At 71.9% G+C, this 26,882-nt stretch carries 30 protein-coding genes, 1 pseudogene and 1 riboswitch; of the genes and pseudogenes, 11 read left to right on the top strand and 20 right to left on the bottom strand.

Translation table 11 applies throughout. From position 1 onward, the window contains the following. Positions 1–11: 11 nt before the first annotated feature. Both OUQ99_RS12675 and OUQ99_RS12670 read right to left on the bottom strand, forming a co-directional pair. Positions 12–1,487: a DUF6297 family protein gene (locus OUQ99_RS12675; RefSeq protein ID WP_267949639.1), complete on the bottom strand. Its 1,476-nt coding sequence runs from the start codon at positions 1,485–1,487 to the stop codon at positions 12–14. Then, complete coding sequence (locus OUQ99_RS12670; protein ID WP_267949638.1) at positions 1,484–2,101, bottom strand: ABC transporter ATP-binding protein; 618 nt, start codon at positions 2,099–2,101, stop codon at positions 1,484–1,486. Before OUQ99_RS12670 ends, OUQ99_RS12675 begins: the two co-directional genes overlap by 4 nt. Before the next feature lie 196 nt (positions 2,102–2,297). On the opposite strand from OUQ99_RS12670, the gene OUQ99_RS12665 reads away from it, so the two are divergent. Further along, positions 2,298–3,356 (top strand): hypothetical protein, encoded by a 1,059-nt coding sequence (locus tag OUQ99_RS12665; protein WP_267949637.1) that lies wholly within the window; start codon positions 2,298–2,300, stop codon positions 3,354–3,356. Between the two features lie 112 nt (positions 3,357–3,468). Here OUQ99_RS12665 and OUQ99_RS12660 read toward each other — a convergent pair whose 3' ends face one another. Next, a complete protein-coding gene (locus OUQ99_RS12660; protein WP_267950362.1) occupies positions 3,469–4,440 on the bottom strand; it encodes an NAD(P)-dependent alcohol dehydrogenase in 972 nt (323 codons plus the stop codon). 163 nt (positions 4,441–4,603) lie between these two features. Here OUQ99_RS12660 and OUQ99_RS12655 point away from each other — a divergent pair, with 163 nt between their 5' ends. Then, positions 4,604–5,203 (top strand): TetR/AcrR family transcriptional regulator, encoded by a 600-nt coding sequence (locus OUQ99_RS12655; RefSeq protein ID WP_267949636.1) that lies wholly within the window; start codon positions 4,604–4,606, stop codon positions 5,201–5,203. A gap of 134 nt (positions 5,204–5,337) precedes the next feature. Here OUQ99_RS12655 and OUQ99_RS12650 read toward each other — a convergent pair whose 3' ends face one another. Together OUQ99_RS12650 and OUQ99_RS12645 are read right to left on the bottom strand one after the other, a co-directional pair. Then, positions 5,338–5,676 (bottom strand): DMT family transporter, encoded by a 339-nt coding sequence (locus tag OUQ99_RS12650; RefSeq protein WP_267949635.1) that lies wholly within the window; start codon positions 5,674–5,676, stop codon positions 5,338–5,340. A 1-nt stretch (position 5,677) separates the two neighbouring features. Next, entirely contained in the window at positions 5,678–5,992 is a 315-nt protein-coding gene (locus OUQ99_RS12645; protein WP_267949634.1) for a DMT family transporter, read from the bottom strand. 12 nt (positions 5,993–6,004) lie between these two features. Continuing rightward, positions 6,005–6,071: riboswitch (guanidine-III (ykkC-III) riboswitch) on the bottom strand. Positions 6,072–6,359: 288 nt separating this feature from the next. Between OUQ99_RS12645 and OUQ99_RS12640 the strand changes: the two genes are divergently transcribed. After that, positions 6,360–6,572: a hypothetical protein gene (locus OUQ99_RS12640; RefSeq protein ID WP_267949633.1), complete on the top strand. Its 213-nt coding sequence runs from the start codon at positions 6,360–6,362 to the stop codon at positions 6,570–6,572. Between the two features lie 156 nt (positions 6,573–6,728). Here OUQ99_RS12640 and OUQ99_RS12635 read toward each other — a convergent pair whose 3' ends face one another. From OUQ99_RS12635 to OUQ99_RS12620, 4 genes are all read right to left on the bottom strand, one after another. After that, positions 6,729–7,208 carry a hypothetical protein gene (locus OUQ99_RS12635; RefSeq protein WP_267949632.1) on the bottom strand — a complete coding sequence of 160 codons (480 nt, stop codon included), beginning with the start codon at positions 7,206–7,208 and terminating at the stop codon, positions 6,729–6,731. A 718-nt stretch (positions 7,209–7,926) separates the two neighbouring features. Next, positions 7,927–9,333 (bottom strand): MFS transporter, encoded by a 1,407-nt coding sequence (locus OUQ99_RS12630; protein WP_267950361.1) that lies wholly within the window; start codon positions 9,331–9,333, stop codon positions 7,927–7,929. A 340-nt stretch (positions 9,334–9,673) separates the two neighbouring features. Continuing rightward, entirely contained in the window at positions 9,674–10,873 is a 1,200-nt protein-coding gene (locus tag OUQ99_RS12625; protein WP_267949631.1) for an FAD-dependent monooxygenase, read from the bottom strand. Positions 10,874–10,940: 67 nt separating this feature from the next. Then, the gene (locus OUQ99_RS12620) at positions 10,941–11,900 is read right to left on the bottom strand and encodes a hypothetical protein (protein ID WP_267949630.1); all 960 of its coding nucleotides are present in this window, start codon (positions 11,898–11,900) and stop codon (positions 10,941–10,943) included. A gap of 68 nt (positions 11,901–11,968) precedes the next feature. Between OUQ99_RS12620 and OUQ99_RS12615 the strand changes: the two genes are divergently transcribed. Then, positions 11,969–12,607, top strand: coding sequence for a TetR/AcrR family transcriptional regulator C-terminal domain-containing protein (locus tag OUQ99_RS12615; RefSeq protein ID WP_267949629.1), 639 nt, complete (start codon positions 11,969–11,971; stop codon positions 12,605–12,607). Between the two features lie 281 nt (positions 12,608–12,888). Here OUQ99_RS12615 and OUQ99_RS12610 read toward each other — a convergent pair whose 3' ends face one another. The 6 genes from OUQ99_RS12610 to OUQ99_RS12585 form a co-directional block, all read right to left on the bottom strand. Continuing rightward, positions 12,889–13,269, bottom strand: a complete 381-nt coding sequence (locus OUQ99_RS12610) for a VOC family protein (protein WP_267949628.1) — start codon at positions 13,267–13,269, stop codon at positions 12,889–12,891. A 202-nt stretch (positions 13,270–13,471) separates the two neighbouring features. After that, on the bottom strand, positions 13,472–14,170 hold the full coding sequence (locus OUQ99_RS12605) for a nitroreductase (RefSeq protein WP_267949627.1): 699 nt from the start codon (positions 14,168–14,170) through the stop codon (positions 13,472–13,474). 75 nt (positions 14,171–14,245) lie between these two features. Next, on the bottom strand, positions 14,246–15,034 hold the full coding sequence (locus OUQ99_RS12600) for an NADPH-dependent F420 reductase (protein ID WP_267950360.1): 789 nt from the start codon (positions 15,032–15,034) through the stop codon (positions 14,246–14,248). An 80-nt stretch (positions 15,035–15,114) separates the two neighbouring features. After that, on the bottom strand, positions 15,115–15,711 hold the full coding sequence (locus OUQ99_RS12595; RefSeq protein ID WP_267949626.1) for a TetR/AcrR family transcriptional regulator: 597 nt from the start codon (positions 15,709–15,711) through the stop codon (positions 15,115–15,117). A 312-nt stretch (positions 15,712–16,023) separates the two neighbouring features. Next, complete coding sequence (locus OUQ99_RS12590) at positions 16,024–16,824, bottom strand: hypothetical protein (RefSeq protein ID WP_267949625.1); 801 nt, start codon at positions 16,822–16,824, stop codon at positions 16,024–16,026. 136 nt (positions 16,825–16,960) lie between these two features. Beyond that, on the bottom strand, positions 16,961–17,323 hold the full coding sequence (locus OUQ99_RS12585) for a MerR family transcriptional regulator (protein WP_267949624.1): 363 nt from the start codon (positions 17,321–17,323) through the stop codon (positions 16,961–16,963). Between the two features lie 124 nt (positions 17,324–17,447). Here OUQ99_RS12585 and OUQ99_RS12580 point away from each other — a divergent pair, with 124 nt between their 5' ends. Next, complete coding sequence (locus OUQ99_RS12580; protein WP_267949623.1) at positions 17,448–17,783, top strand: EthD domain-containing protein; 336 nt, start codon at positions 17,448–17,450, stop codon at positions 17,781–17,783. A 214-nt stretch (positions 17,784–17,997) separates the two neighbouring features. On the opposite strand, the gene OUQ99_RS12575 is transcribed toward OUQ99_RS12580, so the two are convergent. After that, entirely contained in the window at positions 17,998–19,089 is a 1,092-nt protein-coding gene (locus tag OUQ99_RS12575) for a protein kinase family protein (RefSeq protein ID WP_267949622.1), read from the bottom strand. 221 nt (positions 19,090–19,310) lie between these two features. On the opposite strand from OUQ99_RS12575, the gene OUQ99_RS12570 reads away from it, so the two are divergent. Continuing rightward, positions 19,311–19,610, top strand: a complete 300-nt coding sequence (locus tag OUQ99_RS12570; RefSeq protein ID WP_267949621.1) for a hypothetical protein — start codon at positions 19,311–19,313, stop codon at positions 19,608–19,610. Positions 19,611–19,836: 226 nt separating this feature from the next. Here OUQ99_RS12570 and OUQ99_RS12565 read toward each other — a convergent pair whose 3' ends face one another. Further along, positions 19,837–21,339, bottom strand: coding sequence for an MFS transporter (locus tag OUQ99_RS12565; RefSeq protein WP_267949620.1), 1,503 nt, complete (start codon positions 21,337–21,339; stop codon positions 19,837–19,839). A gap of 101 nt (positions 21,340–21,440) precedes the next feature. Between OUQ99_RS12565 and OUQ99_RS12560 the strand changes: the two genes are divergently transcribed. After that, positions 21,441–22,298 carry a helix-turn-helix transcriptional regulator gene (locus tag OUQ99_RS12560; RefSeq protein ID WP_267949619.1) on the top strand — a complete coding sequence of 286 codons (858 nt, stop codon included), beginning with the start codon at positions 21,441–21,443 and terminating at the stop codon, positions 22,296–22,298. A gap of 98 nt (positions 22,299–22,396) precedes the next feature. Here the strand turns inward: OUQ99_RS12560 and OUQ99_RS12555 are convergent, their stop codons facing one another. The 3 genes from OUQ99_RS12555 to OUQ99_RS12545 all read right to left on the bottom strand — a co-directional run bounded on the left by OUQ99_RS12555 (position 22,397) and on the right by OUQ99_RS12545 (position 23,765). After that, positions 22,397–22,576 carry a DUF397 domain-containing protein gene (locus OUQ99_RS12555; protein WP_267949618.1) on the bottom strand — a complete coding sequence of 60 codons (180 nt, stop codon included), beginning with the start codon at positions 22,574–22,576 and terminating at the stop codon, positions 22,397–22,399. Positions 22,577–22,830: 254 nt separating this feature from the next. Next, complete coding sequence (locus tag OUQ99_RS12550) at positions 22,831–23,007, bottom strand: DUF397 domain-containing protein (protein WP_267949617.1); 177 nt, start codon at positions 23,005–23,007, stop codon at positions 22,831–22,833. After that, positions 23,004–23,765, bottom strand: a complete 762-nt coding sequence (locus OUQ99_RS12545; RefSeq protein WP_267949616.1) for a Scr1 family TA system antitoxin-like transcriptional regulator — start codon at positions 23,763–23,765, stop codon at positions 23,004–23,006. The genes OUQ99_RS12550 and OUQ99_RS12545 overlap by 4 nt, the downstream gene beginning before the upstream one ends. Positions 23,766–24,044: 279 nt before the next feature. On the opposite strand from OUQ99_RS12545, the gene OUQ99_RS12540 reads away from it, so the two are divergent. From OUQ99_RS12540 to OUQ99_RS12525, 4 genes and pseudogenes are all read left to right on the top strand, one after another. Next, entirely contained in the window at positions 24,045–24,476 is a 432-nt protein-coding gene (locus OUQ99_RS12540) for an ATP-binding protein (RefSeq protein WP_267949615.1), read from the top strand. Between the two features lie 297 nt (positions 24,477–24,773). Further along, a pseudogene (locus OUQ99_RS12535) lies at positions 24,774–24,938 on the top strand (BldC family transcriptional regulator); the annotation flags it as partial. A gap of 157 nt (positions 24,939–25,095) precedes the next feature. Beyond that, on the top strand, positions 25,096–25,377 hold the full coding sequence (locus OUQ99_RS12530) for a hypothetical protein (RefSeq protein ID WP_267949614.1): 282 nt from the start codon (positions 25,096–25,098) through the stop codon (positions 25,375–25,377). 243 nt (positions 25,378–25,620) lie between these two features. Then, complete coding sequence (locus tag OUQ99_RS12525; protein WP_267950359.1) at positions 25,621–26,841, top strand: AI-2E family transporter; 1,221 nt, start codon at positions 25,621–25,623, stop codon at positions 26,839–26,841. Positions 26,842–26,882: the final 41 nt, after the last annotated feature.

The following is a 26,882-nucleotide window of genomic DNA, read 5'->3' as shown; positions in this document are numbered from 1 at the left end:
GGCCGCCGTCCCTACGCCCTCCTCGGGGCGGCGCAGTAGGCCGCCAGCACCGCCGCGCCCCAGACCGCCTGCGCCGCGAGCAGCGGGCCGGTCGCCCCGGCGGCGACCGCCACGAGCGCGGGCAGGCACCCGAGCACGGCGACGTCGGCCCCGGCCATCGCCCACACCAGCGGACCGAGCGGCACCGGGCCCATGGGCGTGTCCACGGCCGGCATCGCGTGCTCGATGGGGCGGCGGCGCGCCATCCGCAGCGCCCCCGCCGCCAGCGCCGGCGCGCACAGCAGTCCGAGGGGCCAGAGGCCGGCGCCGTCTCCCGCGACGTCCAGTCCCGCCAGCGCCAGGGCCAGCCATGAGCCGCCGAGCAGGGCGGGCAGCACCGACCGCGCCGCGAGGAGCGCGCGCGGACCCGTGCCCAGCAGCCGCGCGAGCGAGGCGTCCCCGGCGTCCCGGCGCGCCCCGGCGGTCCCCGCCGCGGCGACCGCGAGCGCACCCGCGGCGAGCACGGCCGCCACCGCCGTCGCGCCGCCGCCCGCACGCTCCGCCAGCACGGGCAGGGCGGCCGCGGCAGCCATCAGCGCGAGCCGTCCCGGCCGCCGCGCCAGCCGCCGCCAGTCCAGCCAGGCCACCGCCGCCGCGCCGCGCAGCCGCGACGGCCACGGGCGCGACCTCAGGACCCTCGACCGCCAGTGGGCGTCCTCGGCGACCAGGGTCAGCGAACCCGGGTCCATGACGACGAACGCGCCCGCCGCGAACCCCACCCGCCGCGAGGCCTCCAGCACCGCGCGGGCCGGGATGCGCGCGAGGACCGCCCAGGCCCGTGCCGCGAGGCCGGCGGCCCCGGCAGCGGACGCGGTGGCCGCCGCCGTCCACGCCGCCGGGGGCGCCGACGCGATACCGGTGAGCACGCTCTGTCCGGGTCCGGCGCTCATGACCACCGCGGCGGCCCCCGCGACCACGAGGACGGCCACCGTCGCGACCAGCCGGCCGTCCCAGGGCTGGAACGCCTGGGCGAGGACGGCTGCCGCCGTCCCGCCCAGCGTCCACGCGACGCCCGTGACCAGGGACGCGAACAGCCGCAGCGTCAGCTCGTCGGAGGCCCCGAGTGCGCTCAGCAGCACCAGGCCGAGGACCGCGCCGAACGCGGCGCACAGCGCGGCCAGGACCACCGCCGTGCGGGTCAGCACGCTCCGGCGCGGCAGCGGCGAGAGCAGCAGCCACGCCGCGTCCGCGGCCGACACCGCCACGGGCCCGAGCCCGCGCGCGAGGACCAGGGCGCCGGCCAGCAGCAGCGCGACCAGGGCCAGGCCCGCGCCCGCCCGCGCCGGGTCGGCGCCGGCGGGCACCCCCGACACCGCCCGGCCGACCGCCGGGGCCGCGAGCACCACCAGCAGTCCCAGGCCGAACAGGGTGATGTACCGGTCGGACCAGGTGCGGCGGCCGCGGTCCCCGGCACGGACGAACGCCCGGACCTGCGCCACCCCGTTCACGCGGCGGCCTCCAGGGCGATGTGCCGGGCGTCCTCGGCGAACCGCGGGTCGTGCGTCACCATGACCACCGTCCCGCCGTCGTCGGCGTAGACCGCGAGCAGCCCCGCGAGCCGTTCCCGGAAGGCCGCGTCGAGCCCGCGCTCCGGCTCGTCCAGCAGCAGCAGCCGGCTGGGGCGCAGCAGCGCCATGGCCAGGGACAGCCGCTGACGCTGCCCGGTCGACAGCGACGACGGGGCCCGGTCGGCGCAGCCGCCCAGCTCGAACAGGTCCAGGGCCGCCCCCACCTCCAGCCGCCCCGGGCCGTGCACGCCGCTCATCAGCTCCAGGTGCTCCCGCACGCTCAGTCCGGGGTACCAGGTGGGCTCGTCGCCGACCAGGGCGACCTCGCGCCAGAAGCCGGGCTCGTCCACGGGCGGCCGGCCCAGCACGCTCACGCTGCCGGAGGCGCTCTGCAGCCCGGCGAGGCAGCGCAGCAGGGTGGTCTTCCCGACGCCGTTGGCGCCGAGCACCGCCACCACCTCCCCGGGCTCGACCGTGAGGTCGACCCCGCTCAGGACCGGGACTCCGCCCAGTTCCACGTCCACACCACGGGCCACGATGATCGGTTCGCTCACCGCCCCAGCCTAGGGCGCGGGGCCGACGCGCCCGGCCGGTGCCCCCGTCCGCGGTCCGCCCCCGCGACAGCGGCCCTCCGGGAGGCGTTCCGCCCCCTGTACCCCGCCGCTCGGCGCTGCTAGCCTCGGGGCAACGACCTACCTGGTCCACAGGGGAGTCCGCGCCGTTCGGCGTGTTCGATTCCCGGAGGTAGACGTGTTCTCCATCGATGGACCAGGTCGTGCGACGGCGCTGTGGGACATGGTCGACGGGCCGATGCCGCGAGGACTGCTCGGCGTCGGCGACCCGGACCTCCACGTGGTCGACGGTGTCGCGACGATGTTCCTGGGCGGCTTCTCCACGACGTTCCGCAACCGGCTCTACCTGGCCCGTCCGGCCCCCGGCGGGGGCATGGACTCCGCGCGGTGGCTGATCGACGCCGACGCGCGCGGCCGGGCGAGGCCGATCGTCGCGGACCCTCCCCGCGACGGGTGGGACCGCGCGGGGATGCACACGCCCTCGTACGTGCCCGCCGTCGACGGCCGGCCCGCGCGCATCTACTACACCGGGCGCGCGACGGCCAGGCACTACGGCCCCCGGAGCGGCTACGCGATCGGGGTCCTGGAGCAGCGCGGGGGACGGTGGGAGCGCCGCGACGAGCCCGTCCTGCGCGGCAGCGCACCGCGGACGAGCGTGCTCGAACCGCTCGTGGTCCACCACCGGGGCCGCTACGTGATGTGGTTCCAGGCCGACCCGAACGAGATCGGACCGGGCGAGCTGCCCGACTACGAGCTCCGGGTCGCCGAGAGCGCCGACGGGATCGCGTGGTCCGCCCCGCGGGTCTTCGCCGGTCCCGACGAGGGCTTCTTCGACAACGCCGTCCACCGTGTGGGCGACCGCTGGGTCATGGTGCTGGCGAGGGGGGCGAACCTGCACAACACTCCGCGCTTCCCCGACCAGGGCCTCTGGGTCGCCACGGCCCCCGAACCGAGCCCCGTCCGCGCCGACTGGACGGCCCCGGTCCGGGTGCTGGACACGGACAGGCCCGGTGTTCCCGCGTGGATGGCGCGCGGCGTCTACGGTCCGGCGCTGCACGCCCTGGAGGGAGCGGACGGCGCCGTGCTGATGTACACGGCCGTCAGGGCCGCTCCGAAGTGGCCCGCCTTCAACCTGCGCCGACTCCTGCGCGGACGGGCCCCGGTCGTGCCCTCCCCCTTCTACCTCGCGGTGGGGCGGTCGCGGTTGTCCGGCCCCCCGGGCGCGGTCGGGCGCTGACACCGCCGTCGCCCCGCCCGCCCCGGAACGGGTCCGGGGCGGGGCGTCGCCCCGGGAGCCGCGGCGCGGGACGGTCCCGGGCGGACGGGCCCCGCCCGCCCGGGACCCCCGGTCAGCCCTGCGGGCCGGGGTCCTCGCCCATCGCCACCACGACCTTGCCGCGCAGCCCGCCCTTCTCCACCCTCCGGTGGGCCTCACGCACCCTCTCCACCGGGAACACCTCGTCCACCACGGGCACGAGCCGACCCGACTCGACGTACCGGACGAGTTCGGTCAGGTCCTCGCGTGAGGGGTTGTTGCTGAAGGGCAGGACCCTGCGGCGGTCCACGGCGGCGGACCAGAGGGTGTCGGCGGTCGACCTCAGGGGGCGCCGGGGGTCGATGGCCAGCGGGAGGTAGCGGCCCCCCGGGGCGCGCAGCCTCCGGTAGGCGCCCGGCTCGGAGCCCACCACGTCGAGGACGACGTCGAACCGGCCCAGGTCCGCGGGCCCGGTCTCACGGCGGTCGAACACCTCGTGGGCGCCCAGGTCCCGGACCCAGTCGAGGTTGCGCCGCCCGGCCAGACCGGTGACGTGCGCCCCCAGGGCCCGGCCGACCTGCACCGCCGTGCTGCCGACCCCGCCGGAGGCACCGCGCACCAGCAGCCGCTCCCCCTCGCGCAGGCGCGCCTTCGCCACCAGGGCGGTCAGGACCGTGGTCCCCGAGGCCGGGAGCGCCGCCGCCCCGGCCGGGTCGAGGCCGGCCGGGGCCGCCACGACCCTCTCCTGCGGGACCGCGACGAAGTCGGCCGTGCTCCCGAACCCCATGTGCGGCAGGATTCCCAGCACCTCCTCCCCCACCCGCGCGGGGTCGACCCCGGGTCCCACGCCCGACACCCTCCCCGAGAAGTCGACGCCGAGGCCGCGGGGCATGCGCGAACCCATGACCCGGCGGAGGCTGCCCGCGCGGATCTCGGTCTCCCCTCCGCCCACGCTCGCGGCGTGGACCCGCACGAGCACCTCCCCCGGCCCCGGGTCGGGGACGGGCACCCGGTCGATCGTCAGGACGTCGGGCGGACCGAACCGCTCGTAGCGGACAGCGCGCATGGTGTTCACGGTGAACCTCTCCTCGTTGACGGGAATGGCCGGCCGCGCACCGCGGTTCCCCGCTACGAACGCCGGGGGCGGTGCGCGGCCTGTGCCGACTCCCCGACCAACGCACCGGGGCCGCGCCGTGATGGCCCCGGGGACACAAGTGAGAGACGGGGACATGGGGACTTCTCGGATCGGCGCACCGGCGCCGGCCACGGACCCGGACCGCCCGGCGCTCCCGCCGATGCGGCGCGACGCCGAGGACAACCGCCGACGCATCCTGCGGGCCGCCCACGAGTGCTTCCGCGAGCGCGGCCTGGACCTGCCGATGGCGGCCGTCGCCCGGCGCTCCGGGGTGGGCACGGCCACGCTCTACCGGCGTTTTCCCACCAAGGACGCCCTGGTCATGGAGCTCTTCGCGGACTCGGCCGCGCAGTACGAGAACGTGTTCGACGCGGCCCTGGCCCATGCCGACCCCTGGCGCGGCATGGAGTACGCGCTGCGGCGCTGCTCCATCCTCCAGGTGGAGGGCCGTGTGTGCTCACCGGAGTTCGCGGCCCGGTTCCCCTCCCACGCCGAACGGCACGCCCGCGAGGGCCGGGAGAAGCTGGCGGCGGTGCTGGACCGGGCCCGGGGGGCCGGGGTCGTACGGGCCGGGATCACCACCGACGACGTGGAGATGCTGTTCGAGGCGGTCGGCGGTCTGGCCGCGTCCGCCGAACCCCACCGCCGCGCGCAGCGGCTGGTCAGCCACCTCCTGGCCTCCTTCGCTGCCTGAAGCGCCCTGGGGGCCGCCGGGCCGGGTCCCGGCCGGGAAGCCGCGCTCGCGAGGAGCCTCCCGAACGTGAAGAGGCCCCCGGCGCGACACCGTGTCGCGCCGGGGGCCTCCGACGTGTCCCGCGGCCCCGGAGGCTACTCGGGGGCCGGTTCGGTCTTCTCCGGCACCAGCTTCAGGCCGACGACCGCGGCGATGATCCCGGCGAGGAAGACGATCTTGAGCGCCGAGACGCTCTCGCCGCCGGTGAACATCGCGTAGAACACGGTCAGCGCGGCGCCGAGGCCGACCCAGACCGCGTAGGCGGTGCCGATGGGGATGTGCTTGGCCGCCCAGCCCAGGCCGGCCATGCTGATCGCCAGTGCCACGAGGAACACGACGGTCGGGCCGGGTTCGCTGAACCCGTTGGACATTCCCAGTGCGGTGGCCCACACGGCCTCGAACACCGCGCTGATGAGCAGGATGATCCACGGCATGTCAGCTCACCGCCTTGAGACCGATGATCGAACCGATGAGCAGCACCAGGAGCAGGGACTTGCCCCAGGTGGCGCGGTCCTTGCCGGTGAGGAACCCCCACAGGACGGTGAGCGTGGCGCCGATGCCCACCCAGACGGCGTAGGCGGTGCCGGTCGGCAGCGAGGTCATGGCCCAGGCCAGACCCGCCATGCTCGCGACCAGGGCGACGGCGAACAGGAGTGTGGGGCGCCATCGGGAGAAACCCTTCGACGCGCCCAGGGCGGTGGCCCAGACGGCCTCCAGGACCCCGGAGACGACGAGAACGAACCATGCCATGGACAAGCCCCTTTCGAGGCCGTCTTGTCGTGGCGCGGGTACGGCTCCCTCGTCCGCTGACCCGAGGAGCGGGTCTCGACCCCAACGTACAACATCGTCCCTGGCCGGTGCCGTGAGGGTCGTCACGACACGTCCCCTCGGAAACCTGTGACGAGACCCCGCACCGGGACCGGTTCGGGGCCCTCCGCCCCGTCGGGCGCTCGGCGCCCGCCGCCGACCTGGCCACCAGGTCGGGGGCGACTCGTGGCCCTTGGTGGCGATATGCCGCGCCCGTCTTCGCGTCTCAGCAGCTCACAGGGTTTTCAGGCCCGAGAGCGGGGGATCCCTGTGGCGTAGGCACCCCGCTCGACACGCTCAGAGGAAACCGATGCGCATCCTCTTCGCCGCCCTCGCCCTGACCGCCGCCGCCCTCACGGCGTCGGCCGCCCCCGCGGCGGCCGCACCGCCACCGCCCCCCGGGGCCGAGTACATCACGGAGGAGATGTGCAGGAAGGGCGGAGGCGTCGTCAAGGAGAGCGAGGACTCCCCCAGCGGCCTGATCTGCGAGGGAGGCCGCTTCGACGGCTTCTTCGTCCACTGACCGGACCCCCGCGCCCCCCTCGGGGCCCCGCGCACCCCCGCGCGGGGCCCCACCCCTGTGCGCCGGAACCCGTACCGGTCCGGGCACGTCCCCGGTCGGGGGAGGCGCGGCCCTATCGGCTCCCCGAGCCGCTGGGAGCAGGGTTCCGGGGGAGCACTAGAACGGCCATGCCCTCATCAGGAGAAGCGGGAAAGGGGCCGCCATTGCGAGAAGGGGGAAGAAGGCTGTACGCGACGATCCCTCGAAGCTGAGCCGCAGGAACATCCTGTGCAGGAGGAAGCCGATGGCGAATCCCATCACGGACACCGCCGTGTTCAGGGCGGTGAATCCCTCGGTGAAAACGAGGGAGAACGGCAGGGCGAAGTAGAAGAAACCGGCCACGGAGGCAGAGGTCGCCTTGGTCGCCCCGAATTCCCGCGAGCCGCCCCTGGGCGCTCTCCTCCTGACCTCGACAGCGAACGCGACAAGACTCGGGAGAGTCGTTATCAGGAGCAGCGCCCCATAGGCCGCCGATAAAACGGCGAACGCCGTCGGGGGGTGCACGTCGGAGGATATGCTCCAAGGAAACAGGAGAAGCAGGCAGGCGTGAAGGCCGCCCCCGCCCAGGACCCTGCCTCCTATGCCGACGACGGTCATGCCTCCCCCTGAACCAGGAACCCTCAGTTGGACGCGGCCCCGTTCGCGCATGCAACCGCCCGAGCACCGCACCTCCGAACATCGGCCGAACATCGACACCGGCCGGAATGAAAGCAAAATGCACCACCGGAAGAGCGACACGGAGAGGGCTTTTCTTTTCCGCCGAACCGGGCGAAGCTTCTCGTAAAATTACTACCCCCTGCGAAACGCGTCAAGAGGACAGGAAACCCCGACCACGGCGCAGCCACCCGAAGAGAAGCGCTGACTTCGAGAAACCACAGGCCAGGGTGTAGGCAGTTTTTCGAGAAACCCCCTCCTCCCGCAAAGGAGTATTGGACCTCACATAAATGATCTTCGCAGGCCCGGAGAGAAACCGCATGCGCACAGGCCAGCGGGTTTCCGCCTCCGGTGGAGGACAAAGCCACCGCTGTTTCCGCCCCTCGTGAAACGGGGCGACGGCATCCGGGCCGCTGCCGCGCCGGTTCTCGCAGCTCTTCACGCACCGAGCCACGACAGGGTTCCACGGGGTCGAGCCTCTCAGGCGCGGTGACGCTCCCCTTCGGTCCCATGGAACTCCCGAGGTCGCTGAAGACCTCACCTCTCAGGGCCCCCGGCGTGGTCGAGGGAACCTGGCTTCGACCACATCCCGGCGAACCCCGTGAACATAGCGGCACGCCCCGGCGCCCGACACCCTCGCCCGGCGGGGGGCGTCCCGCCGTCATCCGTCACCGGGAGTGCCCCGGGGGACGGGCGAGCCGGAGGCGCGCGCCGCACGGCGCCGTTGTGCCAGCAACAGGCAGGCGGGCACCGTGGCGGCCAGGAAGACCCCTGCGGAGATGGCGATGTAGCCGAACACCCCGGTGGCGGAGTTCACCGTGGTCCCGTCGACGACGACGGTGGTCGAGGACAGCACGGCGGCTCCGACGAAACTCATGCAGACCGAGCCGATCGCGCTGGTGACGGTGACCATGCTGGCGATCACGCCCTGACGCTCCGGTGGCGTGAGCTCGCCGGCCATGTTGAACCCGGAGGCCGTCAGCGCCCCCATGCTGACGTTGAGCAGCACGCCGAAGCAGATCGCGGCGGGGAACGAGGCCGCACCCGCGAACATCCCGATGGCACCCGCGACTCCTAGCAGAACGCCTCCGGTCAGGGCGACGGACGGGTCGAAGCGTGCGGCCACCCAGCCCGAGATCAGACCACCGATGATGATCCCGACGGCCGGGACACCGAACAGCAGACTCAGCGACCCTGTCGCGTCGAGGCCGTAGCCGAGCTGCTGGTCGGGTGAGACCTGCGCGATGAGACTCAGGAGCTGGTCCATGCTCTGCACCGCACCGCTGCCGAGCACGACGACCAGGAGGGTGAGCAGCAACGGCCGCCCCAAGTTCCTGATGTCGATCACGGGCTCGGGTATCCGGCTGCTCACCAGGAACCACCTGGTCAACAGCGCCGCTCCGACGCCGAACAGGGCGAGCGCCCCTGCGCTGAACCACCCGAGGCCGGAGCCGAGGCTGATGTACCCGAGCACAGCGGTCAGGCCGCCCCCGAGCAGCAGGGCCCCGACCACGTCGACGCGTCCCGGTGTCCTGACCCCGTGATCCGGAACCACGGCGCGGATGCAGACGACTGCGAGGATCGCGAGTAGGGCCGAGGCCGCGAAGACCGCCTTGAAGCCGAACTGCCCTGCCATGGCCTCGATCAGGACGCTCAACCCGATTCCCAGAAATCCGGCCCCCGTGGTGACCGCCCCCACGGCGGGCATCGCGACCTTCGGTGCGCACAGGTCGCGGACGATGGCGGCGGTGAGGAAGACCGCCGCTACGGCGGCGCCCTGCATCATCCGGCCCAGGATGAAGACCCAGAGAGTGGGAGCGGCCACGCAGACCAGCGCACCCCCGCAGGCGATGAGCAGTACGACCGTGAGCATCTTGCGTTTGCCGTGGATGTCGGCGCTCTTGCCGAACAACGGCGCCCACATCGCTCCGGCCAACATGGCGCTCGAGCTGATCCAGGCCGCCTGGGTGGTGTCGAAGTGGTCGAGCATCTGGGGCAGGACGAGCAGCGGGGCCACGATGACCGTGTCCGCCACGATGTTCGCCAGAAGCAGGGCCACGATCTGCACGCCCAACCGCGGGCTCCAGTGCGTATGCGGCGCGCTGTGTGATGGTGCGGGGGTACTCATGCTGTTCTCCACAGAACTCCTTCGATGGGGAAGGGGCGTCGGCTCGGACCACGCGGTGGAGCGCTGCCGCACTGCCGGAGGCAGCGCGGCAGCGCCCGTGCCGCACGAGGGCCGGCCCGGGGCCCACCGGGTGCGCCCCGGGCCCCGTGCACGAAGACGCCGGTCATGGTCACCCCCTGCTCGATCCGGTGACCAGGCCTTGACGCCAGATCTGATCGCCCGGCCCGCACGGGAGCAGGCCGGTTCGGTCCGCTGTGCCGTCGCCGTCGTGGACCGCGGTCTACACCGATGCACCGCTGCCGACCGGGGCAGCGGCACGGTCCTTCTCGAGCTTTCGTCGACGCCATGCGCCGCCGAGCCGCAGGATGAACGAGCGGAGCACCTCGGCGACCCGGCCGGAGGGGACGAACATCTGCTGCTTGATCCGTGCGGTGCGCTGGTGGCTCCGGATCGAGGGACGCAACCCCGACTCCCAGGCGGTCAGTGCGGCACGCAGGTCGGCCGGGTTCTCCCGCAGGGCCCTGCCGAGCGCGTCGCCGCCGCGCAGTGCGCTGGTCGCGCCCATGCCCGAGTACAGGTTCAGGCACCAGGCCGCGTCGCCGACCAACACGGTCCGGCCCTTGCTCCATCGGGACATCTTCACCTGGTGCACCGAGTCGAAAAGGAACTCCGGAGCCCGTTCGAGCCCGTCCAGGACGTGCCGCACGGCCGGGTCGTCCATTCCGGAGAAGACCGATCGCAGTCGCTCGACCCGGTCCCCGGTGAACTGCTCGGCGATGTCAGCGGTGCGGTAGGTCAGCAGCGCGGTGGGGGCCCGGTCGGCCAACCCGAACACCCAGGCCGCACGCCCTGCGCGGGCACTGATGACGCTGTCCTGCGCACCATAGGACGGCACCTGCTCGTCGAGCTGGAAGGCGCAGATCATCGCGTTCCAGTTCGTCATGTACTCCTCGTGCGGTCCGAAGACCATGCGACGCACGCTGGAGCGCATCCCGTCGGCGCCCACCACCAGGTCGAAGCGCTCACGGTACTCGTGGCCGGTTCCGATGTCCTCGAGCACCACCTCGACGTCGTCGGCGCCGTCGTCGATCTCGGCGGGCGCCGTGGCGAATCGCACCTCGACAGGCTCACCGCCGGTCCCGGCGATGCTCTGCCAGAGCGCGGCCTCGATGTCGCCGCGGACCACCGCGGCGGGCCGGCCCGGCTGGTGCAGGAATCCCAGCCCCGGCGCCGACCTCCCGTGACGGTCCAGCTCCCACGCCTTGCCTGCGTCGGGAGGGTTGCGGACGTGCAGGTCCTCGCTGATGCCCAGGTCGACTGCTGCCTGCCTGCCGTCGGGCAGCAGTCCGATGAAGTACCCGCCCCGCCGTCGTTCGGGCGCCCGTTCGACGATCACCGGGGCCCATCCGGCCGCACGCAACCCGATCGCCGCGGACATGCCCGCGATCCCGAGTCCCACGACCAGTGCTCGCTTCTGCATGGTGCTCTCCTTCGCCTTGCCGATTCGGGATTGCCCGGAGCCATCGGATGCGCGGCTCCGGGGTCGATCAGTCCGGGACGACGACGGCGCGGGTCCGCCCCTGGTGTGCCCAGGCTTCGCCGACCCGGTCGAGCGGGTAGGCGGTGTAGGGGGCCTGGAAGGTTGCGTCGGCGAAGTGCGCCATGACCGCGGGGGCCTCTGCGAGCATCTCGGCCTTGGAGACCGAACCGATGCCGCTGCCCGTGACCCGGATACGGCGGCTGCGCAGCAGCGCGGCGGGCACGGCGGCCCGCGCCCCGGCGAGCGAGCCGATCTGCACGTACGCCACCTCGGGGGCGTCCTCGCTCATGCCGACCCGGGCCAGGGCGGCGAAGGCTGCTTCGGCGACCGCGCCCCAGAGGAAGTCGAGCACGAGCGTGGGCGGGGCCTGGTCGACGGCCGTGGCCAGAGCGGCGGCCAGGGCGTCGGGGCCGTCGTGGTCGAGCGAGACCGGCAGAGCGCCCAGCTCCCGCAGTCGCTCCAGCGCCTCCGGGTCCCGACCTGCGGCCACCACCCGGTCTGCGCCGAGGGCCAGCGCAGCCCGCACCGCCAGGGCGCCCGACATGCCGGTCGCCCCCAGCACCAGCACGGTGCCGAGTCGGCCCACCTCCTTGCGCCTGGCGGTCAGAACCATCCAGCCGGACAGGCCCGGGTTCATCCCGGCAGCCACGGCGAGGGGGTCGGCCCCGGCCGGCAGCTCCAGCTCGAACGGCGTGACCAGCCGCTCGGCCATCGTGCCCCACGGCGCACGGGCGAAGCCCGTGTAGACCAGGCTCCCGCCGGCGGTACGGGCCACCGCGTCCACACCGGGCACCAGCGGGTAGGCGTGGTCGCTGCCGTAGTGCCGACCGGACGCCAGCCCGCGCACGACATGGTGCAGACCCGCTCCGACCAGGTGGAGCGGCTCCTGTCCCGGCTTCGGCTCAGGGTCGGGGAACTCGGCGCAGACGGGCGTTGCCCCGGGGCCGTTGACGATTGCAGCGCGCATCAGAATTTCCTTAACTAAGTTAAGTTCTTGGTGCGATCAGACTGCCTGAACTTTGTTAAGCTGTCAACATGGCCAAGGGGATCACTCGGGAACAGATCGTGACAGCGGCACTGAGCCTGCTCGACGACAAAGGCTTGGACGGCCTCACCGTCCGCGCGCTCGCCGCCCGGCTCGAGGTGCGCCCGCCTGCCCTGTACTGGCACATGCGCAACAAGCAGGAACTCCTCGACGAGATGAGCACCGCCGTCATGCGGCGCGTCACCACCGCGGTGTCGGCCCTTCCGCCGGCCGACGGCTGGCGAGAGGACCTCGCCGCCTACGCGCGGATCCTGCGCTCGGAGTTCCTGCTCCACCGGGACGGGGCCCGTATCTTCAGCGGTACGCGCATCGCCGACCCCGACGTGGTCCGGATGAAGGAACCGTGGCTCGCGCGCTGGACCGCGCAAGGAGTCGGCCTTGCCGATGCCGACGACGCCATCGACCTGGCCGTCGCCTTCGTCGTCGGTTTCGTCATCGAGGAACAGGAACAGCAGCAGTCGGCCGGGACCGACCCGTCGCGCTATTCGATCGACCAGCGCGACGCGTGGCTGGGGCCGGACGTCCCGCTGGTCAAAGAGGCCGGTCACCTGCGCGACCACGGCGACCAGCGGTTCGAGCGACACTTGGGTATCGTCCTGGACGGTCTCGCAGCCCGCTTCGACAGCTGACCCGCCCCTTGGACCGCCCGTGTCCGGCTCGACGGCCTCCACCAGGTGCTCGACGCCGGGATGACAGCCGGCTGCCCGCAACCGCGGCTTCACCCTGCTCGGTCTGCGGTCGGGCCCGGACTTCGCTCTGGACCGGGTCACACCTCGGGCGCCGACGGGCTGACCGGAACCACTGCCGGTGTGACGCGAGGGGTTCTGCCCCGGACGATCTTGTACTTATAGCCGGTCTCGGCGCCCAACCTCGCTATAAGTACAAGATCATCACGAGGGGGAACGAGGCGTCAGAGCGGGTTGAGGCGGGCCTTGAGCAGGCAGAACTCGTTGCCCTCGGGGTCGGCCAGGACGTGCCACTGCTCCTCCCCCGTCTGGCCGATGTCGGCCGGGCGGGCGCCGAGCGCGAGGAGCCGTTCGAGCTCGGCGTCCTGGTCGCGGTCGGTGGCGTTGACGTCGATGTGCAGCCGGGGTTTCCCCTTCTCCGGCTCGTCCCTGCGGCTGAGGATGATCGTCGGCTGCGGACCGCCGAACCCCTCGCGCGGACCGATCTCCAACGTGCCGTCGTCCTCGCGGTCGAGCACCACGAAGTCCAGGACCTCGCACCAGAACCGCGCCAGCACCTCGGGATCGCGGCAACCGAGCACGAGCTCACTGATACGGCATGCCATGAACGCAACCCACTCTCGGTCCGGGAACCGCCGGGGAGGCCGCACGCGAACTCCGTGGGCGCCCCTCGGCGAGACGACCCGGCGACTGTACCGAACGGGACGAGCGGGAACCAGATGTTTTCGGAGCCGCCCGGGACCCGGTGCCACCTGCGCCTTTCGGAACTGCCGCTGACGTCCGCGCGACGACACCGGTTCCGGGGCGCTACTGCCCGTCGATGACCCCGGGGGTGTCGTGCAGGACGACGCTCTGCCGGAGCGGGACCCGTCCCCGGCGGAATTCGTTCACCGGCGCGGTCCGGTCGGCCGTGCCGAAGGAGATGCCGAACAGGAGCTTGAGGTCCTCGGGGACGCCCAGGAACTCGCGGACGGTGTCGGCGTAGAACCCGAGGATGGTCTGCGGGATGCCCCCGAGCCCGCGGGATGCCAGCGAGAGCAGGAAGTTCTGCGCGTACATGCCGATGTCCCCGGCCGTGCGCACCCCGTCGCCGATGACCGGCATGAAGAGGAAGGCCACGTGCGGGGCGCCGTAGAACTCCAGGTTCTCCCGGACCGCGAGTCTCCTGCCCTCCCGGTCCGCGCGTTCGATGCCCCGGGCCCGGTAGTGGCCCGCGGCCTGGGCCTGCGCCCGCTCCTGGTAGACGCCGTCCCCGTAGTCGGCGGTGAAGTCGGGGGAGGTCCGCCCTTCCTCCTCGGCCCGGAGCAGTTCCTTGCTGAGGGCGTCCCGAGCCGCGCCCGAGACGACGTGCACCGTCCACTGCTGGGTGTTGCTGTTGGAGGGTGCCGTCTGGGCGTCGTCCAGCACGCCGCGGATGTCCGACGGGGACACGGGGGCGGGCAGGAACTGGCGGGGCGAGCGCCGGGCGAGCGCGATGTCGGTGAAGGGTGAGGCGGTGGTGGGCACGGCGTCTCCTCTTGACGGTGCTCGTCCCCGTGGGCACAGCGGTGGCCACGGGGACGTCTCAGGGCGGGTCGTGTGTCAGCGGTGGAGCGAGCGGTTGAGCTCGACCGTCTCGTCCAGCGTGGGCGCGGAGGTGAGCGCGGCGAAGCGCTCCATCATGCGGACGCGGTTGCGCGGGGCCTCCTCCCGGTCGGCCGCCTCCAGGGCCGGTCCCAGGTCCTCGAATCCCAGTTCGGTGCAGTAGGCGGGCGTCATCGGCTGCTGGCGCCAGGAATCGGCGAGCGTCCCGGCGTCATAGGGGTCGAAACCGCTCTCGTCCACCAGGCGCATGGCCAGGCGTCGCGCCTCCGGGGAGTCGGCCGCGACGGGAAGCGCGATGCGGCCCGGGGTCCCCACCGGGACGCCCTTGGTCTGCAGGGTGCCGGCCAGGACGGCGTTCCACGCCTTGACGACGGGCCGTCCCAGCTGCTCTGCGACCCACAGGCTCTCCACCTGACCCTTCTCCACCGCCTCGACGGGGCCGCCGAGGTGGGGGAAGTAGTTGGAGGTGTCGATGACCACGGTCTCGTCGGGCACGGTGGTCAGGAGGGCCGCCAGCGACGGAATCCGTGTGAAGGGGACGGACAGGATGACCACGTCCTTGCCCTGGACGGCCTCGGCCGCGGTCACCGCCTCCGCCCCGTGCTCCAGCGCGGAGGCGTCGATCGTCTCGGGGCCCCGGGAGTTGGCGACCTGGACGTCGTGGCCGCCCGCGCTGAACGCGCGCGTCAGCGTCCGTCCGATCTCCCCCGCGCCGATGATGCCGATCCTCATGGTGTGTCCCTCTCGAAGGCGCGCCGTCCCGAGGAGGGTGCGGCGCGGTGTGATGGGTGGCCGGGCAGGCGGGAGCGCACGGCTGCCGGGACGGCCGACGGCGCCGGGATCCGGCGGGGAGGGAGGCCGGCGGCCTACTCCTCGCCGTCCTGTTCCCGGTATCCGCTCTCGATGAGTGCGCGCAGCCGGTCGAGCGACTCCTCGTCGGTGGCGCCGGAGCCCTTGATCCAGGCGACGGAGACGGCCGCGAGGTAGAGGTCGTACCCCTTCACCGAGGGGCGGGCGTGCCCCGCGAGCTGTGCGGCCCGCACGTACTCGTCGGTGGTGGCGATGAGTTCGTCGCAGGGGAGGGTGAGCGGGTTGTCCGGTTCCCGTTCCCGGACCGCGGCCATGAGCGGTTCCGGCAGCCCGCTGAAGGCGCTGAAGTACTCCTCCAGGGCCCGCAGCCACTGCCGCAGCGCCTCGGAGGCGTCGCCGAGCAGGGCGATGTCCTCCTGGCGGGCCACGAGTTCCTCGGACCGCGTCTGCAGCACGGCCGCCAGCAGCGCTTCCCGGGTGGGGAAGTGCCGGTACAGCGTGGCCGGTCCGACGCCCGCCTCCTTGGCCACCGCCTCCAGGGAGGCGCCGACCCCGACTCTGAGGAAGTGGCGCTGCGCCGCTTCGAGGAGGGCGGCGCGGTTGCGCTGGACGTCCGCCCGGGGCTTGCGCCCCTGCTGTCCCTTGGCGCCCATACGCCCCCCTGACCTCGGTGTTTCCGGCTCCTCGAAAAACGGAGTCTGCCTCCGCACAGGAGCGAGCTTAAAACGGAGGCTGCCTCCGGTCAAGTCGCCGCCGTCGGTCCGCCACCGTCCGGACGTCCCGAACGGTCGACGCGCGCAGGCGCATGCCACCCGTGGGGGCCGTGTCGACCAGGGCTGTGGCGACCGGGGCTGTGGCTAAACGGACCCAACCCGTGCCGGAGACGGCGAACAGGCCTCCGGCCCGCCTCCGCGTGCGCGGAGGCGGGCCGGAGTGTTCGCGTGTGCGGCGGCCGCGGACCGCGGTCACTCCATGCCGGAGACGGCGTCGCAGAGCAGGTCCACGGCCGCCTGGGTACGGCCCGCCTCGTCGAGCGTCTCCTCGGCCTCGTCGCCCGCGGGCAGTACCTCGACCTCGACGACGAGGTTGTCCATGCGGTACAGGGCGTGCCCGGAACCGTTCGCGGTGCCGCTGAGCGGGAGCCTGCCGTCCGGGCAGGTCGCGGACTCGGAGCCGTCCGACTCCGGACGGCTGCCGTAGAAGTAGCCCGTGGCGGCCTCGACGCCGTTCTCCTTGCGGATCCCGTCCACCCGGCTGGTGAAGACGGTGGTGCGCAGGTCCACCTCGTGTCCGGACGCGGCCCCGTAGCCGGGGGTGACGACGCACTCCAGGCCCTCGGCGCCGTACGCGTAGGAGTGGTCGGCCTCATAGACCTCCAGGCCCTCGCCGTTCCCGGCGATCTCGCTCGCGGCGTCGGTGTCCAGGAGATCGCACGGACCCGGCGGGGAGGCGTGGACGTCCTCCGGGCCGAACCAGCCGAAGTAGTACGCGCCGCCGAAGCCGACGGCCGCCATGACGAGGAGGAGGACGGTGGCGCAGCCGCAGCCGACCCAGGCGAGGGTCCTGCCGACAGAGCCCTTCTTGGGCGGGGCCTGCTGTGCGGGCGGCTGCCCGGGACGGGAGCGGCCCTGCGGCTGTCCGGGAGGAGGCCGGTGGCCGGGCGGAGTCTGTGGTCCGGAGTGCGGTTGGGGGCCGGGGGGCGGCTGGTGACCGGGCTGTCGGGGAGGGCGGGGACCCTGGGGAGGCGGGGGGCCGGATTCGTGCATGGTGGGTACTTTAGCCACGCCCGACGACGGGGTCGGGGGACGTGTCTGGCCTGCTTCGGCCTCAGAGGCCCCCACGCCCCCGGGGTGGGAACACTGTGGCCTGCGAGAACACCCCGCCCACGACACGCACCAGGACCTAGGAGTGTTCAGCGAGGTAACGCCTGTTCGTCTCCATGAGGTCCTCGAGCGAGTTCATGGACACGCGGAGGGACTCGACCGCCGAGGTGAGTCGCGCGCGTTCCCTGGCCATCGTCCTCGCCGCGCGTCGCGCCTCGTCGACGGAGGGCCGCTTCATGCACGGGATCATGTCCGCTATCGCGGTGCTCGATACGCCCGCCGCCAGGAACGCCCGGATCAGTCCCACGCGCTCCACATGCTCCTCGCTGTAGTGCCGCTGACCGCTGGCCGAGCGTGTGCTCTCGAGGAGGCCCTGCTCCTCGTAGTAGCGCAGGGAACGTCTGCTCGCACCCGTGCGACGCGACAGCTCGCCGATCCGCATCCTGTTTCACCGTCCTCCGCTTGACACTCACATCGATGTGAGCATTTACCGTAGCGCTGGCCGCTTCCCGTATCCACGGAATGCGCCGCCACCGGCACATCGCGACATCAACAGGAGCACCCTCGTGATCAAGTTCGTCTATCTGGTCAACCGCGTCGAAGGCATGGAGATCGACGAGTTCGTCGACCATCACCGCAACCGGCACGCCCCTCTGTTCACCTCCATCCCCGAGGCGCTGCGCTACGTGAAGAAGTACGCCGTCTCCCACCCGGTTTCGGCCGAGGGCTACCCGGAACCCGCCTACGACGGCCTCACGGAGATCTGGTTCGAGAACTGGGCCGATCACGACGCGTTCTTCGCGTCCGAGAACTACCGGTCGAAGGTGAACCCGGACGAGGCCGTGTTCATCGACCAGAAGTCGATCGGCGTCATGGTCACGGAAGAACGCGAGGTGATCTGATCGCCCGGCGGGACGCCGCGCGCGGACTCCCATGACCCGCCGGTGCGGCGCGCCCTGCCGACACGGTCCTGTCCGGCGGAGGAAGAGGGGGAAGGCCCCGCCGAACCCGTGATGGGCCGGAAGCAAACGCGATGAGCCGCGACGGACCACTGGTGCCACAAGTCGTCCTCGGCCTGGCAGCCCGGTACGGAGCGGCGTCTGTCCTATGGGTTCGTCAGTCGACGGACGTGCTGTACGTGCGGCCGACCCGGCGGATCTCCTCCAGCGGATACGGGGTCCGCCTGCTCCGGCTCCGGAACTCGCGGTTGAAGTCCGACATCACGGCGGCGACGGGCGCGTGCCGGGCGATGACCGCTGCGGCCCCCTCCGGGATTCCGGTGGGGCGTCCGCCCTCCGCGTAGGAGCGCACCCGCTCCTGGCGGCCGTCCCGGTCCTCCGCCTCGAATCCGTACAGGGCGGTGACCAGCCAGTTCACCAGATACGTGGCGATGTAACAGCGGTCGTAGGACTGATGCCGGTCGAAGGAGTCGGCCTCCTCCCACGACAGCGCGAACCGGGAGGAGATCGCGAGGCCGTAGTCCGCGAAGTAGAGTCGCCGGCCGTCGGTGAGGATGTTCTCGAAGTGCGCGTCGAAGTGCAGGAGCCCCCGCGCGTTCATGAACGAGGTGGTGGCCTCCAGTCCTCCCTCCACCATGGCGCAGGCCTGGTCCACGGCATCGTCGCCCGCTGCGACCTGGGCGCTCAGCCACTGGTGCAGGTTCTGCGGGATGTACTCCAGGAACAGTGTGACGCTCGCCGAGGACCGTTGAAGCGCCTCGATCCGGCGGCGCACCTGCGATCCGCCGCCCCAGTAGGCGACGGCGCGTTCGACGTCGGCGAGTTCTCGGGGCAGGGGCGTCGAATCCGGCAGCACCCGCCAGTGGTACATCAGGGGGAAGCCCTCGTGCTCCGCCGCGAGTACCCAGTTCGTCGTCATGGTGTGCACGGCGAGCTCTCTCCAGGCCCCGAAGCCCGGACTGCCGATGGCGCCGGTGCCGTACTGGCAGAAGGCGGGCAGCTCGAACAGGTTCGCCGTGGATCGGACGTGTTCGGGCTGTCTCTCCAGGTCGGTGAGGGGCACCCGCTTCACGAAGACCGGGGTTCCGGCGATCTCCAGCAGGGCCGACGTCCCGCCGATGCCGGATCCGATCGGCACGGCCGTGTCCACGAGCTCGCGCAGGGCGCGATCGCTGTACAGGGCCAGGGCCGTGGAGACCGCGCCGTGGGCGGCGATACGCGCACCGTGCGACAAGTCGGGGCCTTTCACTGTTACCTCCGCCTGGGCGCGGGTCGCCGTCCTTGGCCGGCTGCACGGCTGAGCCGGGCCGCACCCGAGTGTGGCACGCAGCCCTTCGGTCCGGCCTCCGGAGCGGGGCGGAGACGGGGTGTGGTTGCCCGGTCAGGCCTGGATCGCGGAACCGCAGGTGCGGCGCGCTTTTCACTGGCATGCTGACCACGCAAGGTCACCAACGGGCTCGGAGAGTCACCATGAAGCGCATGTACACCGCTGCGGCACTGTCCGCCGTCCTGCTCGCCGCCCTCGCCGTCCCGGCGCACGCCCAGGGTCGTGCCGAGTACGACTGCACGCACATCTTCCCCCGGGGCGGCGACGTCCGGGCGACGGGCTGCATCGGCAACGGGGAGGGGGCCGGCTCCATCATGTCCCTGGCGAACACCGACGTGTTCGAGTGCCGGAACGTGGAACTCGTCGACGCCAGCATCGTCGGCACCGGATGCGAGAAGACTGCCTGGATCGACGCCGCGCACGGTCACGACACCATGGCGTGAGACGGCCCCCGCGGCGAACCGTGGCGGGGGCCGACTCCCTGCTCCGGGGCCGTCCTCTCCCGGCGTGACGACCCCCTGCGCGAGGGCGGCCTCCGACCGGTCGCGTGCGACCCGTGCGCCCCCGCCCGAACCGCCACCGACCCCAGGGCTGTGAGCCGACGCCCCGTGGGCGTCGGCTCACAGTGCCGCCGCCGGGCCGCTCGTTCCCGACCCGGCGCTTCCCGGCTCAGCGCCTGGGCAGGGCGAAGGCGAGGAGGGCGAAGACGATGGCGAACGCGGCCTGGACGAGCATGCAGACCGCGAGTGCCGTCGCGTAGGCCTGCTCGACCGGGACGGTGGAGTCGGCCGTCGCAGCCCCCAGAAGCCCTCCGGCGACCGCGACCCCGAGCCCCATGGCGGCTTGCTGCGTGGTCTGGACGACCCCGGAAGCCGCTCCTGCCGAGGAGGGCGGAACGTCGGCGATCATCGCTCCGACCAGCGGCCCGAACATGAGCGCCTGACCGAACCCGACGCCGACCAGCAGAGCGCCCAGCGCCCACCCGCTCATCCCCGGGCTCTGCACGAGCACCGATGTCGCGGTCACCACCAGCATCGCCGCCTGAACGAACCCGCCGATCGTCAGCAGGCGGCGGAACCCGAAGCGGGGCGCCAGCTTTCCCGACCAGATCGACACGACCAGGAAGCACAGCGCGAACGGCAGCAGCACGACGGCCGCGCCCATCGGGGACCAGCCCAGACCGGTCTGCGTGGAGAGCGCGTAAAGGAACGTGAACGCGCCGAAGGCCGACTGGAGCAGGAGGGCCATGAGGAGGCCGAGTCGGTACGACTTCAGGTGCAGGAGCGGCGGAGGGACGAGCGGGACCAGACCGCGGCGGTGCAGCCGGAGCTGCCGCGTCCAGAACGCCGCGAACGCCACCGGGCTGGCCGCCAGCAGCGCCCAGCACCACCCGGGCCAACCGAGCGCACCACCCTGGGAGAAGGGGATCATCAGCGCGAGCAGTGCCGCCCCCAGCAGGGCGGTGCCGATCAGGTCCAGTGAACGGTCGCCCGGCGCGTCGGTGCTGGGCATCCAGCGCAGAGCGGCGAGGAACGCGACGACGCCCGTGAGGACGCTCATCGCGAAGACCGTGCGCCAGGGGGAGCCGAACAGGGGGACCGACAGCAGGACGCCTCCGAGGACCTGACCCACCGCCGTCGCGCCGCCGGCGGTCGCTCCGAACAGGGCCACCGCCCGGGCGCGCTCGCGTCCATGCGTGGAGGCCGTGATCGTCGCGAGCACCTGGGGCACCATCGCCGCCGCCGACACGCCGGTGAGCGCACGGGCGACGATCAGCACGGCGATGGTCGGCGCGAGGGTCGCCATCAGCGAGAACGCGGTGAATCCGGCCATGCCGAACAGGAAGAGCCGCCGCCTTCCGTACAGGTCGCCCAGACGTCCGCCGACGACCATCGGCGCGGCGAACCCCAGGGAGTAAACCGACACCACCAGCGACTGCTCGGACGCCGAAGCCTGCAGCGAGGCACCGATACTCGGTACGGCGATGCCCGCCGCGGCGAAGCTCACCACCGACAGCAGCAGGGCGGACAGCGCGGTCAGGAGGCCGGCCGTGCCCAGCGTCGCGGGCGGCGTCCCTTCCGTGGTCGCTGACGGGGTCGGCGGGGCGCTGCGGGTCTCGTGGTCACCCTCGACCTGCGGGGAGGGTGTCTGCGTTCTCGGTTCTCTGGTCACGTCTCGACCCTGGCAGCGGCGTCATCCTGGTACCAGGAGCCTGTTTATGGGGGTATTGACCGAACCTGGATACCGGTCCGCACGTGAGGCATGGTGGAGGCATGACAAGTCCCCGGCCCCCTGCGATCAGGCGCGAGCTCGGCGCCTTCCTGCGCACCCGACGCGAGCGGCTCACCCCGGACCGGGTGGGGCTTCCCGCCACCGGACGCCGCCGCACGCCCGGCCTGCGACGTGAGGAAGTCGCGGTGCTCGCCGGAGTGGGCGTCACCTGGTACACCTGGCTGGAGCAGGGGCGGCCGATCAACGTCAGCACGCAGGTCCTGACCGCGGTCGGCAGAGCCCTTCACCTGGATGCCACCGAGAAGCGGCACCTGGAACGCCTCGCCGGCGTGCACACCCGGTCGACCGCGCCGTCGGCGCTCGACGCGTCGCTGTTGGCGGCGTACCAGCCGGTGTTGGACAAACTCGATCCCTTTCCCGCGTGCCTGCAGACGAGCGTGTTCGACGTGGTGGCCTACAACCTCTCCTATCGCTTCCTGTTCACGGACATGGACCGGATACCGCCCGCCGAGCGGAATTGCGCGCTGCAGTTCTTCACCAACGCCGACTGGCGCAGCCGCTACGTCGACGACGACATCGTCGCCGCCCGGATGGTCGCGCAGCTGCGCGCGGTCGCCGGCACCGACACAGGACGCACCGCGAGCACGACGGTCGAAGAGCTGCGGCAGCGGTCGGAGGAGTTCTCACAGCTGTGGGACCGGCACGACGTCATGCTCCAGCACCTGGAGACCAAGCGGCTGAACAGTCCGCTTGTCGGTTTGCTGCAGCTCAATTTCGTCTCGACCAACGTCGCGGAGACCGGTCACCGGCTGACCGTGATGACGCCTGCCGACGAGACCACCTCACAGCGACTTCTCCAGCTGTCGGAAGTGAACATCGACGCCCCTGCACGCGGGTGACGGCGGCGACCGCGTCCTGCGATGAAGCGGACTGGACCCGCTGAACAGAACCGGTCCCGCCCATGACGCCCGGGCGGGACCGGTTCCGTTCTCGGTGACTACCGGCTGCGCACCGCCGCCAGCAGAGCGGTCCACTCGGGGGCCGGGGCCGACAGGTGGCCGAGCGGTCGATTCTGGGTGTCGCGGACCAGGACCGTGGCCTGGTCACTGCGGGCCTCCACGCAGTGCCCCCCTTCGGCGTTGCTGTAGGTGGACTTGTTCCAGTCCTCAGTCATCATGTGATGCTGCCTCGAAGAACGTGCGACCATCGCGTGCCACCACTCTCAGCTTGCGTCAGCGATAACGCCCGGTTCCTACCCCATGACGGGACCAAGGATCGCGAATCGTCGCAGTTCGGGTGACCTGGTTCGGCCACCGCGCCGTGTGAGGTCTTCGGTCCTGGTGAAGCACCCTGCCCCCGGGTAGCCTGAACCCGCTGAACAGAACCGGTCCCGCCCATTACGCCTGGGCGGGACCGGTTCTTTTTCGGTGACTACAGGCCGCGAACCGCGCTCACCAGAGCGGCCCACTCCGGAGCAGGCACCGCAAGATGGCCCAACTCTCGGTTCTGGGTGTCACGGACGCCGGTCACCGGCCCCTCCGCGACCTCCACACAGTTCGCACCGTTGGCGCTGTAGCTGGACTTATGCCATTCGATGGTGGTGCTCAAGTCATCTTCCTAAGTTCGTCCAGCGAGAGGCCAACTGGCAGGGAAGCAGCAAGAGCGGCCGTAACCTCACCGGAAAGTCTGTCGTGCGAGGTGTCCTCGTGGATCACGTTACCGTCGGCGTGGTCACTGACGACCGCTAGATCCCCCGTCCCCAGCCGGAACAGCATGAGCGGGCTTGCAGGCACGAGGAGCGTCGCCCCCTGCGGTACGAGATGCAGGCTCACCCGCCCCGTCGCGGCCCACTCTAGGAGATACACGGCCTGCGCCTGGCGAAGGTCGGCGGGAAGCCCGGCTACTGCCGCTGCCGGGAACACAGCCGTCACATCCATATCAGGCAGCTCTTTCAGTCGCTCCGTCCGCAGCGCGACCAAACGCGCAAGATCTCCCGGTGACGCCCCAGGGAGTCCGGCTCGGAACACAGCGCGGGCGACCGCAGGACATTGGAGCAAGCCCGGCACCATCGCGGGAGTGATCGCAGTCAGGTGCCTCGCCGTGCGCTCGATGGATTCCAGATCCCTCGCCCAGTCAGGTAGTCCGGTACCTTCCGTGGTCCTCCGCCACGCAGCTAGAAGGACACCCTGGGCCCCAAGAGCGCTATCCAAAAGTGCAACATTGTCCCTTTTTGGTGTCCCTGTCCCGCGCTCCCAACGGTTCACGCTCGAATGCGATGTCTGACTCCGATCAGCTAGTTGTCGCTGAGTGAGCCCTGCTAGCTCTCGAAACTTGATGAGAGCTTCCTGAAAGGGAGTAAGGATCATGCGTGCCAGATTAGCAAGAGTGGCCCATTCAGGATCACGGAATCCCGAGATCATTCCGGAAGCTATGAGACAGCTAATTCTGGCCGCATTCTGGACCAAGGCCAAGCCATCGCAGGCATGCGGTGGGGCGGCTAAGTCGGGCACAAAAGAGCCTCGGCGGCCGAAGTAGAGAGCGGCCGCCGAGGCAAATGCCCCACCTGTCCGCAAAGACACGAGGTGAGACGAATGAAGCCTACCGCCACCCCGGCACCGAAACCAGATCCCGCGTCCGGGCCCGCTGTGCCCTACCCGCACCGGATCGGGTTTTCCGAGCCCCACCGGCACGGCATTCTTCTGGGCCACGAGCGCGACTACAGCGCCCTGTCCAACTGGGTGCACACCGTGGTCCCCCGCCGTCCCAGGCGCAACGTCCTCCAGGTCGCGCGAGCCCTGGTGTCGAACGCGCACCGGCACACCCGCTCGGGGGACCCCGGCGGGACCGTGCGGGTGGTCATCGACGTCAACCCGTTCCTGGTCACCGTCGCCGTGACCGACGGCGGCCCCCTGGGCGGCACCGCCGTCCCCTGTCCGCGCCTGGGCGACGCCCACCGCTCCCCGCTTCCCGGCCTCCACCTGGTGGACCACCTCGCCGTGTACTGGGACTGGGAATGGGAGTGGAAGGGCACCGCCCTCGGCCCTCTGACCGTACGCGCGGTCATCGAGAACCCCTGACCTGCGGGACACCGTTCCCGGCCGGAGACCGCCCCCTCCCCCTGCCGGGAACCCGTCCCCCTCGCACCACACGCCCTCGGGCCGTACACCCGGGGGTTCCCCGCCCGGTGGAACACCACCGGGCCGCGGGGCCGCCGCCGATAAGGGGGGCCGGCGGCCCCGCCCTACCCACTCGGGTCCGGTCGTACTTCCCCGGCCCGGACCCCCACCCACCATCGACCACCCACCCGCACACGCCCGACAACCGACAACACACGCTGACGGAGAACCACCGTGCCCACCGCGCCCCTGCCCGACCTGGTCGAGAACGCCGACGCCCTGCTCACCCCCGCAGAGGTCGCCCGCCTCTTCCGCGTCGACCCCAAGACCGTCACCCGCTGGGAAAAGGACGGCCGCCTGGCCTCGGTCAAAACCCTCGGCGGACACCGCCGCTACCCCCAGACCCAGATCAACGCCCTGCTCACCACCCCGCGCGACGGCGGAGCCGTCCTGGTGGCCCTGGAAGAGGTCCGCAACCTGGCCACCGCCCACGGCGACCCCACCGCCGCCGCCCGCATCAGCGACCTCATCACCACCCTGCGCACCCAGCCGCACCACCCCTGAGAAGGGAGGGACCAGGGTGAACGCGCCCTCCAGCGACGGCACCCCGCTCCTGCGCCCCTACACCGAGCACGCCGAACACCGCGCCCACACGGCGATGCACGAGCGGGAGCGGGCGGCGGCCGACGCCGCCGCGGGGCTGGCACGCCTGGCCCAGATCGCCGCCCAGCAACAGGTCGCCGCGGCCCAGGCCCGCCTGGACGCCGCCCGGGAGCGGGTGGACGCCGCCGACACCGCCTGCCTGGGCGCCGCGATCCGCCACTGGCACCACCACCGCACCACGACGCCCCCGGACGGGTGAAGCACGCGCCGCGCCCACGCGTCATCGGTCCTCCCCCACGATGGGAGGAAGACCGGTGACGAGGTCACTCGATCTCACGCGGGCCGTGCCGAAGGGGCGAAACACCCTGCGAGGACCGCTATCGTCCGGGGAGACACCCCCGCACCGCCGCGCGCTTCGTCGTGCGCGGCACACAGAAGGAAGACCGGCTTGCACACGAGCACCATGCCTCCCAGGGCCCCGCGCCCCGACCGCGGTGGCGGCATGCCGCCCTGGCTCCCCCGGGCCATGATGCTGGCCATGTGGATCGTCACGGCGTTCGGCATCGCCCTGTGGCTGTTCCTGCGGTTGCAGAACCTCATCGTGCTGCTGCTGATCTCGCTGTTCCTGGCGCTCGCGCTGGAACCCGCCGTCAACTGGCTCCACCGGCACCGCTGGCCGCGCGGTCCCGCGACCGGGGCCGTGATGCTCCTGGTCATGGCGCTGGTCGTGGCGTTCTTCAGCCTGCTCGGGTCCATGCTCGTCGGTCAGGTCCTGGCCTTCGCCGCCGAGGTGCCGGCGATGATCCGCGCCGCGCTGCACTGGGTCAACACCACGTTCGACACCACCTACTCGCCCACGACCCTGCTCAACGAGATCTCCAGCGCCAGCGGGGTCGTCGAGCAGTACGCCTCCGCGATCGCCGACAACGTCTGGGGGGCCGGGACGACCGTCATGGCCCTGCTCTTCAACGGCCTGGCGATCGCGCTCTTCACCTTCTACCTGTGCGCCGACGGGCCGCGCTTCCGCCGCGTGATCTGCTCGGTGCTGCCGCCCCGCACGCAGCGCGAGACGCTGCGCGCCTGGGAGATCGCCATCGAGAAGACCGGCGGCTACCTGTACTCGCGGGCGCTCCTGGCACTGGTCTGCGCCGGCGCGCACTACGCCGTGCTGGTCGTGCTGGACATCCCCTTCGCGTTCGCGCTGGCGCTGTGGGTGGGCGTGCTGTCGCAGTTCATCCCCACGGTCGGCACCTACATCGGCGGGGCCGTCCCGGTGCTCGTGGCCCTGCTGGTCGGGGTCTGGCCGGCGGTGTGGGTGCTGGTGTTCGTGATCGTCTACCAGCAGTTCGAGAACTACCTGCTCCAGCCGCGCATCACCGCCAAGACCCTGGACATGCACCCGGCGGTGGCCTTCGGCTCGGTCCTGGCGGGCGTGGCCATCCTGGGAGCGCCCGGCGCGCTGCTCGCGCTGCCGATGGGCGCGAGCCTCCAGGCCTTCCTGAGCACCTACATCCGCCGGTACGAGGTGGAGGAGCACCACCTGCTCTCGGCGGCCAGGGCCGGAGAGGGGCCCGCGGCGGACACCGGGGAGGCCGGGAACGGCGGCGCGCCCCCCGGGGACGACAGCGGACCCGGCGAGGACGGCGGTACCGGCGAGGGCGGTGGCGGGACCGCGACGGGGACCGGCGGGCGCACCGGGTCCACCCCGCCTCCCCAGGACTGACGAGCGGGACGCGGGCGGGGCCGGGGCTGCGGCCCTCCCCG

The sequence above is a fragment of the Streptomonospora nanhaiensis genome (genome assembly GCF_026642255.1).
GTDB lineage: Bacteria > Actinomycetota > Actinomycetes > Streptosporangiales > Streptosporangiaceae > Nocardiopsis > Nocardiopsis tropica.
The sequence above is the reverse complement of the archived record's forward strand: the minus strand, read 5'-3'. Positions and strand labels throughout refer to the sequence as shown.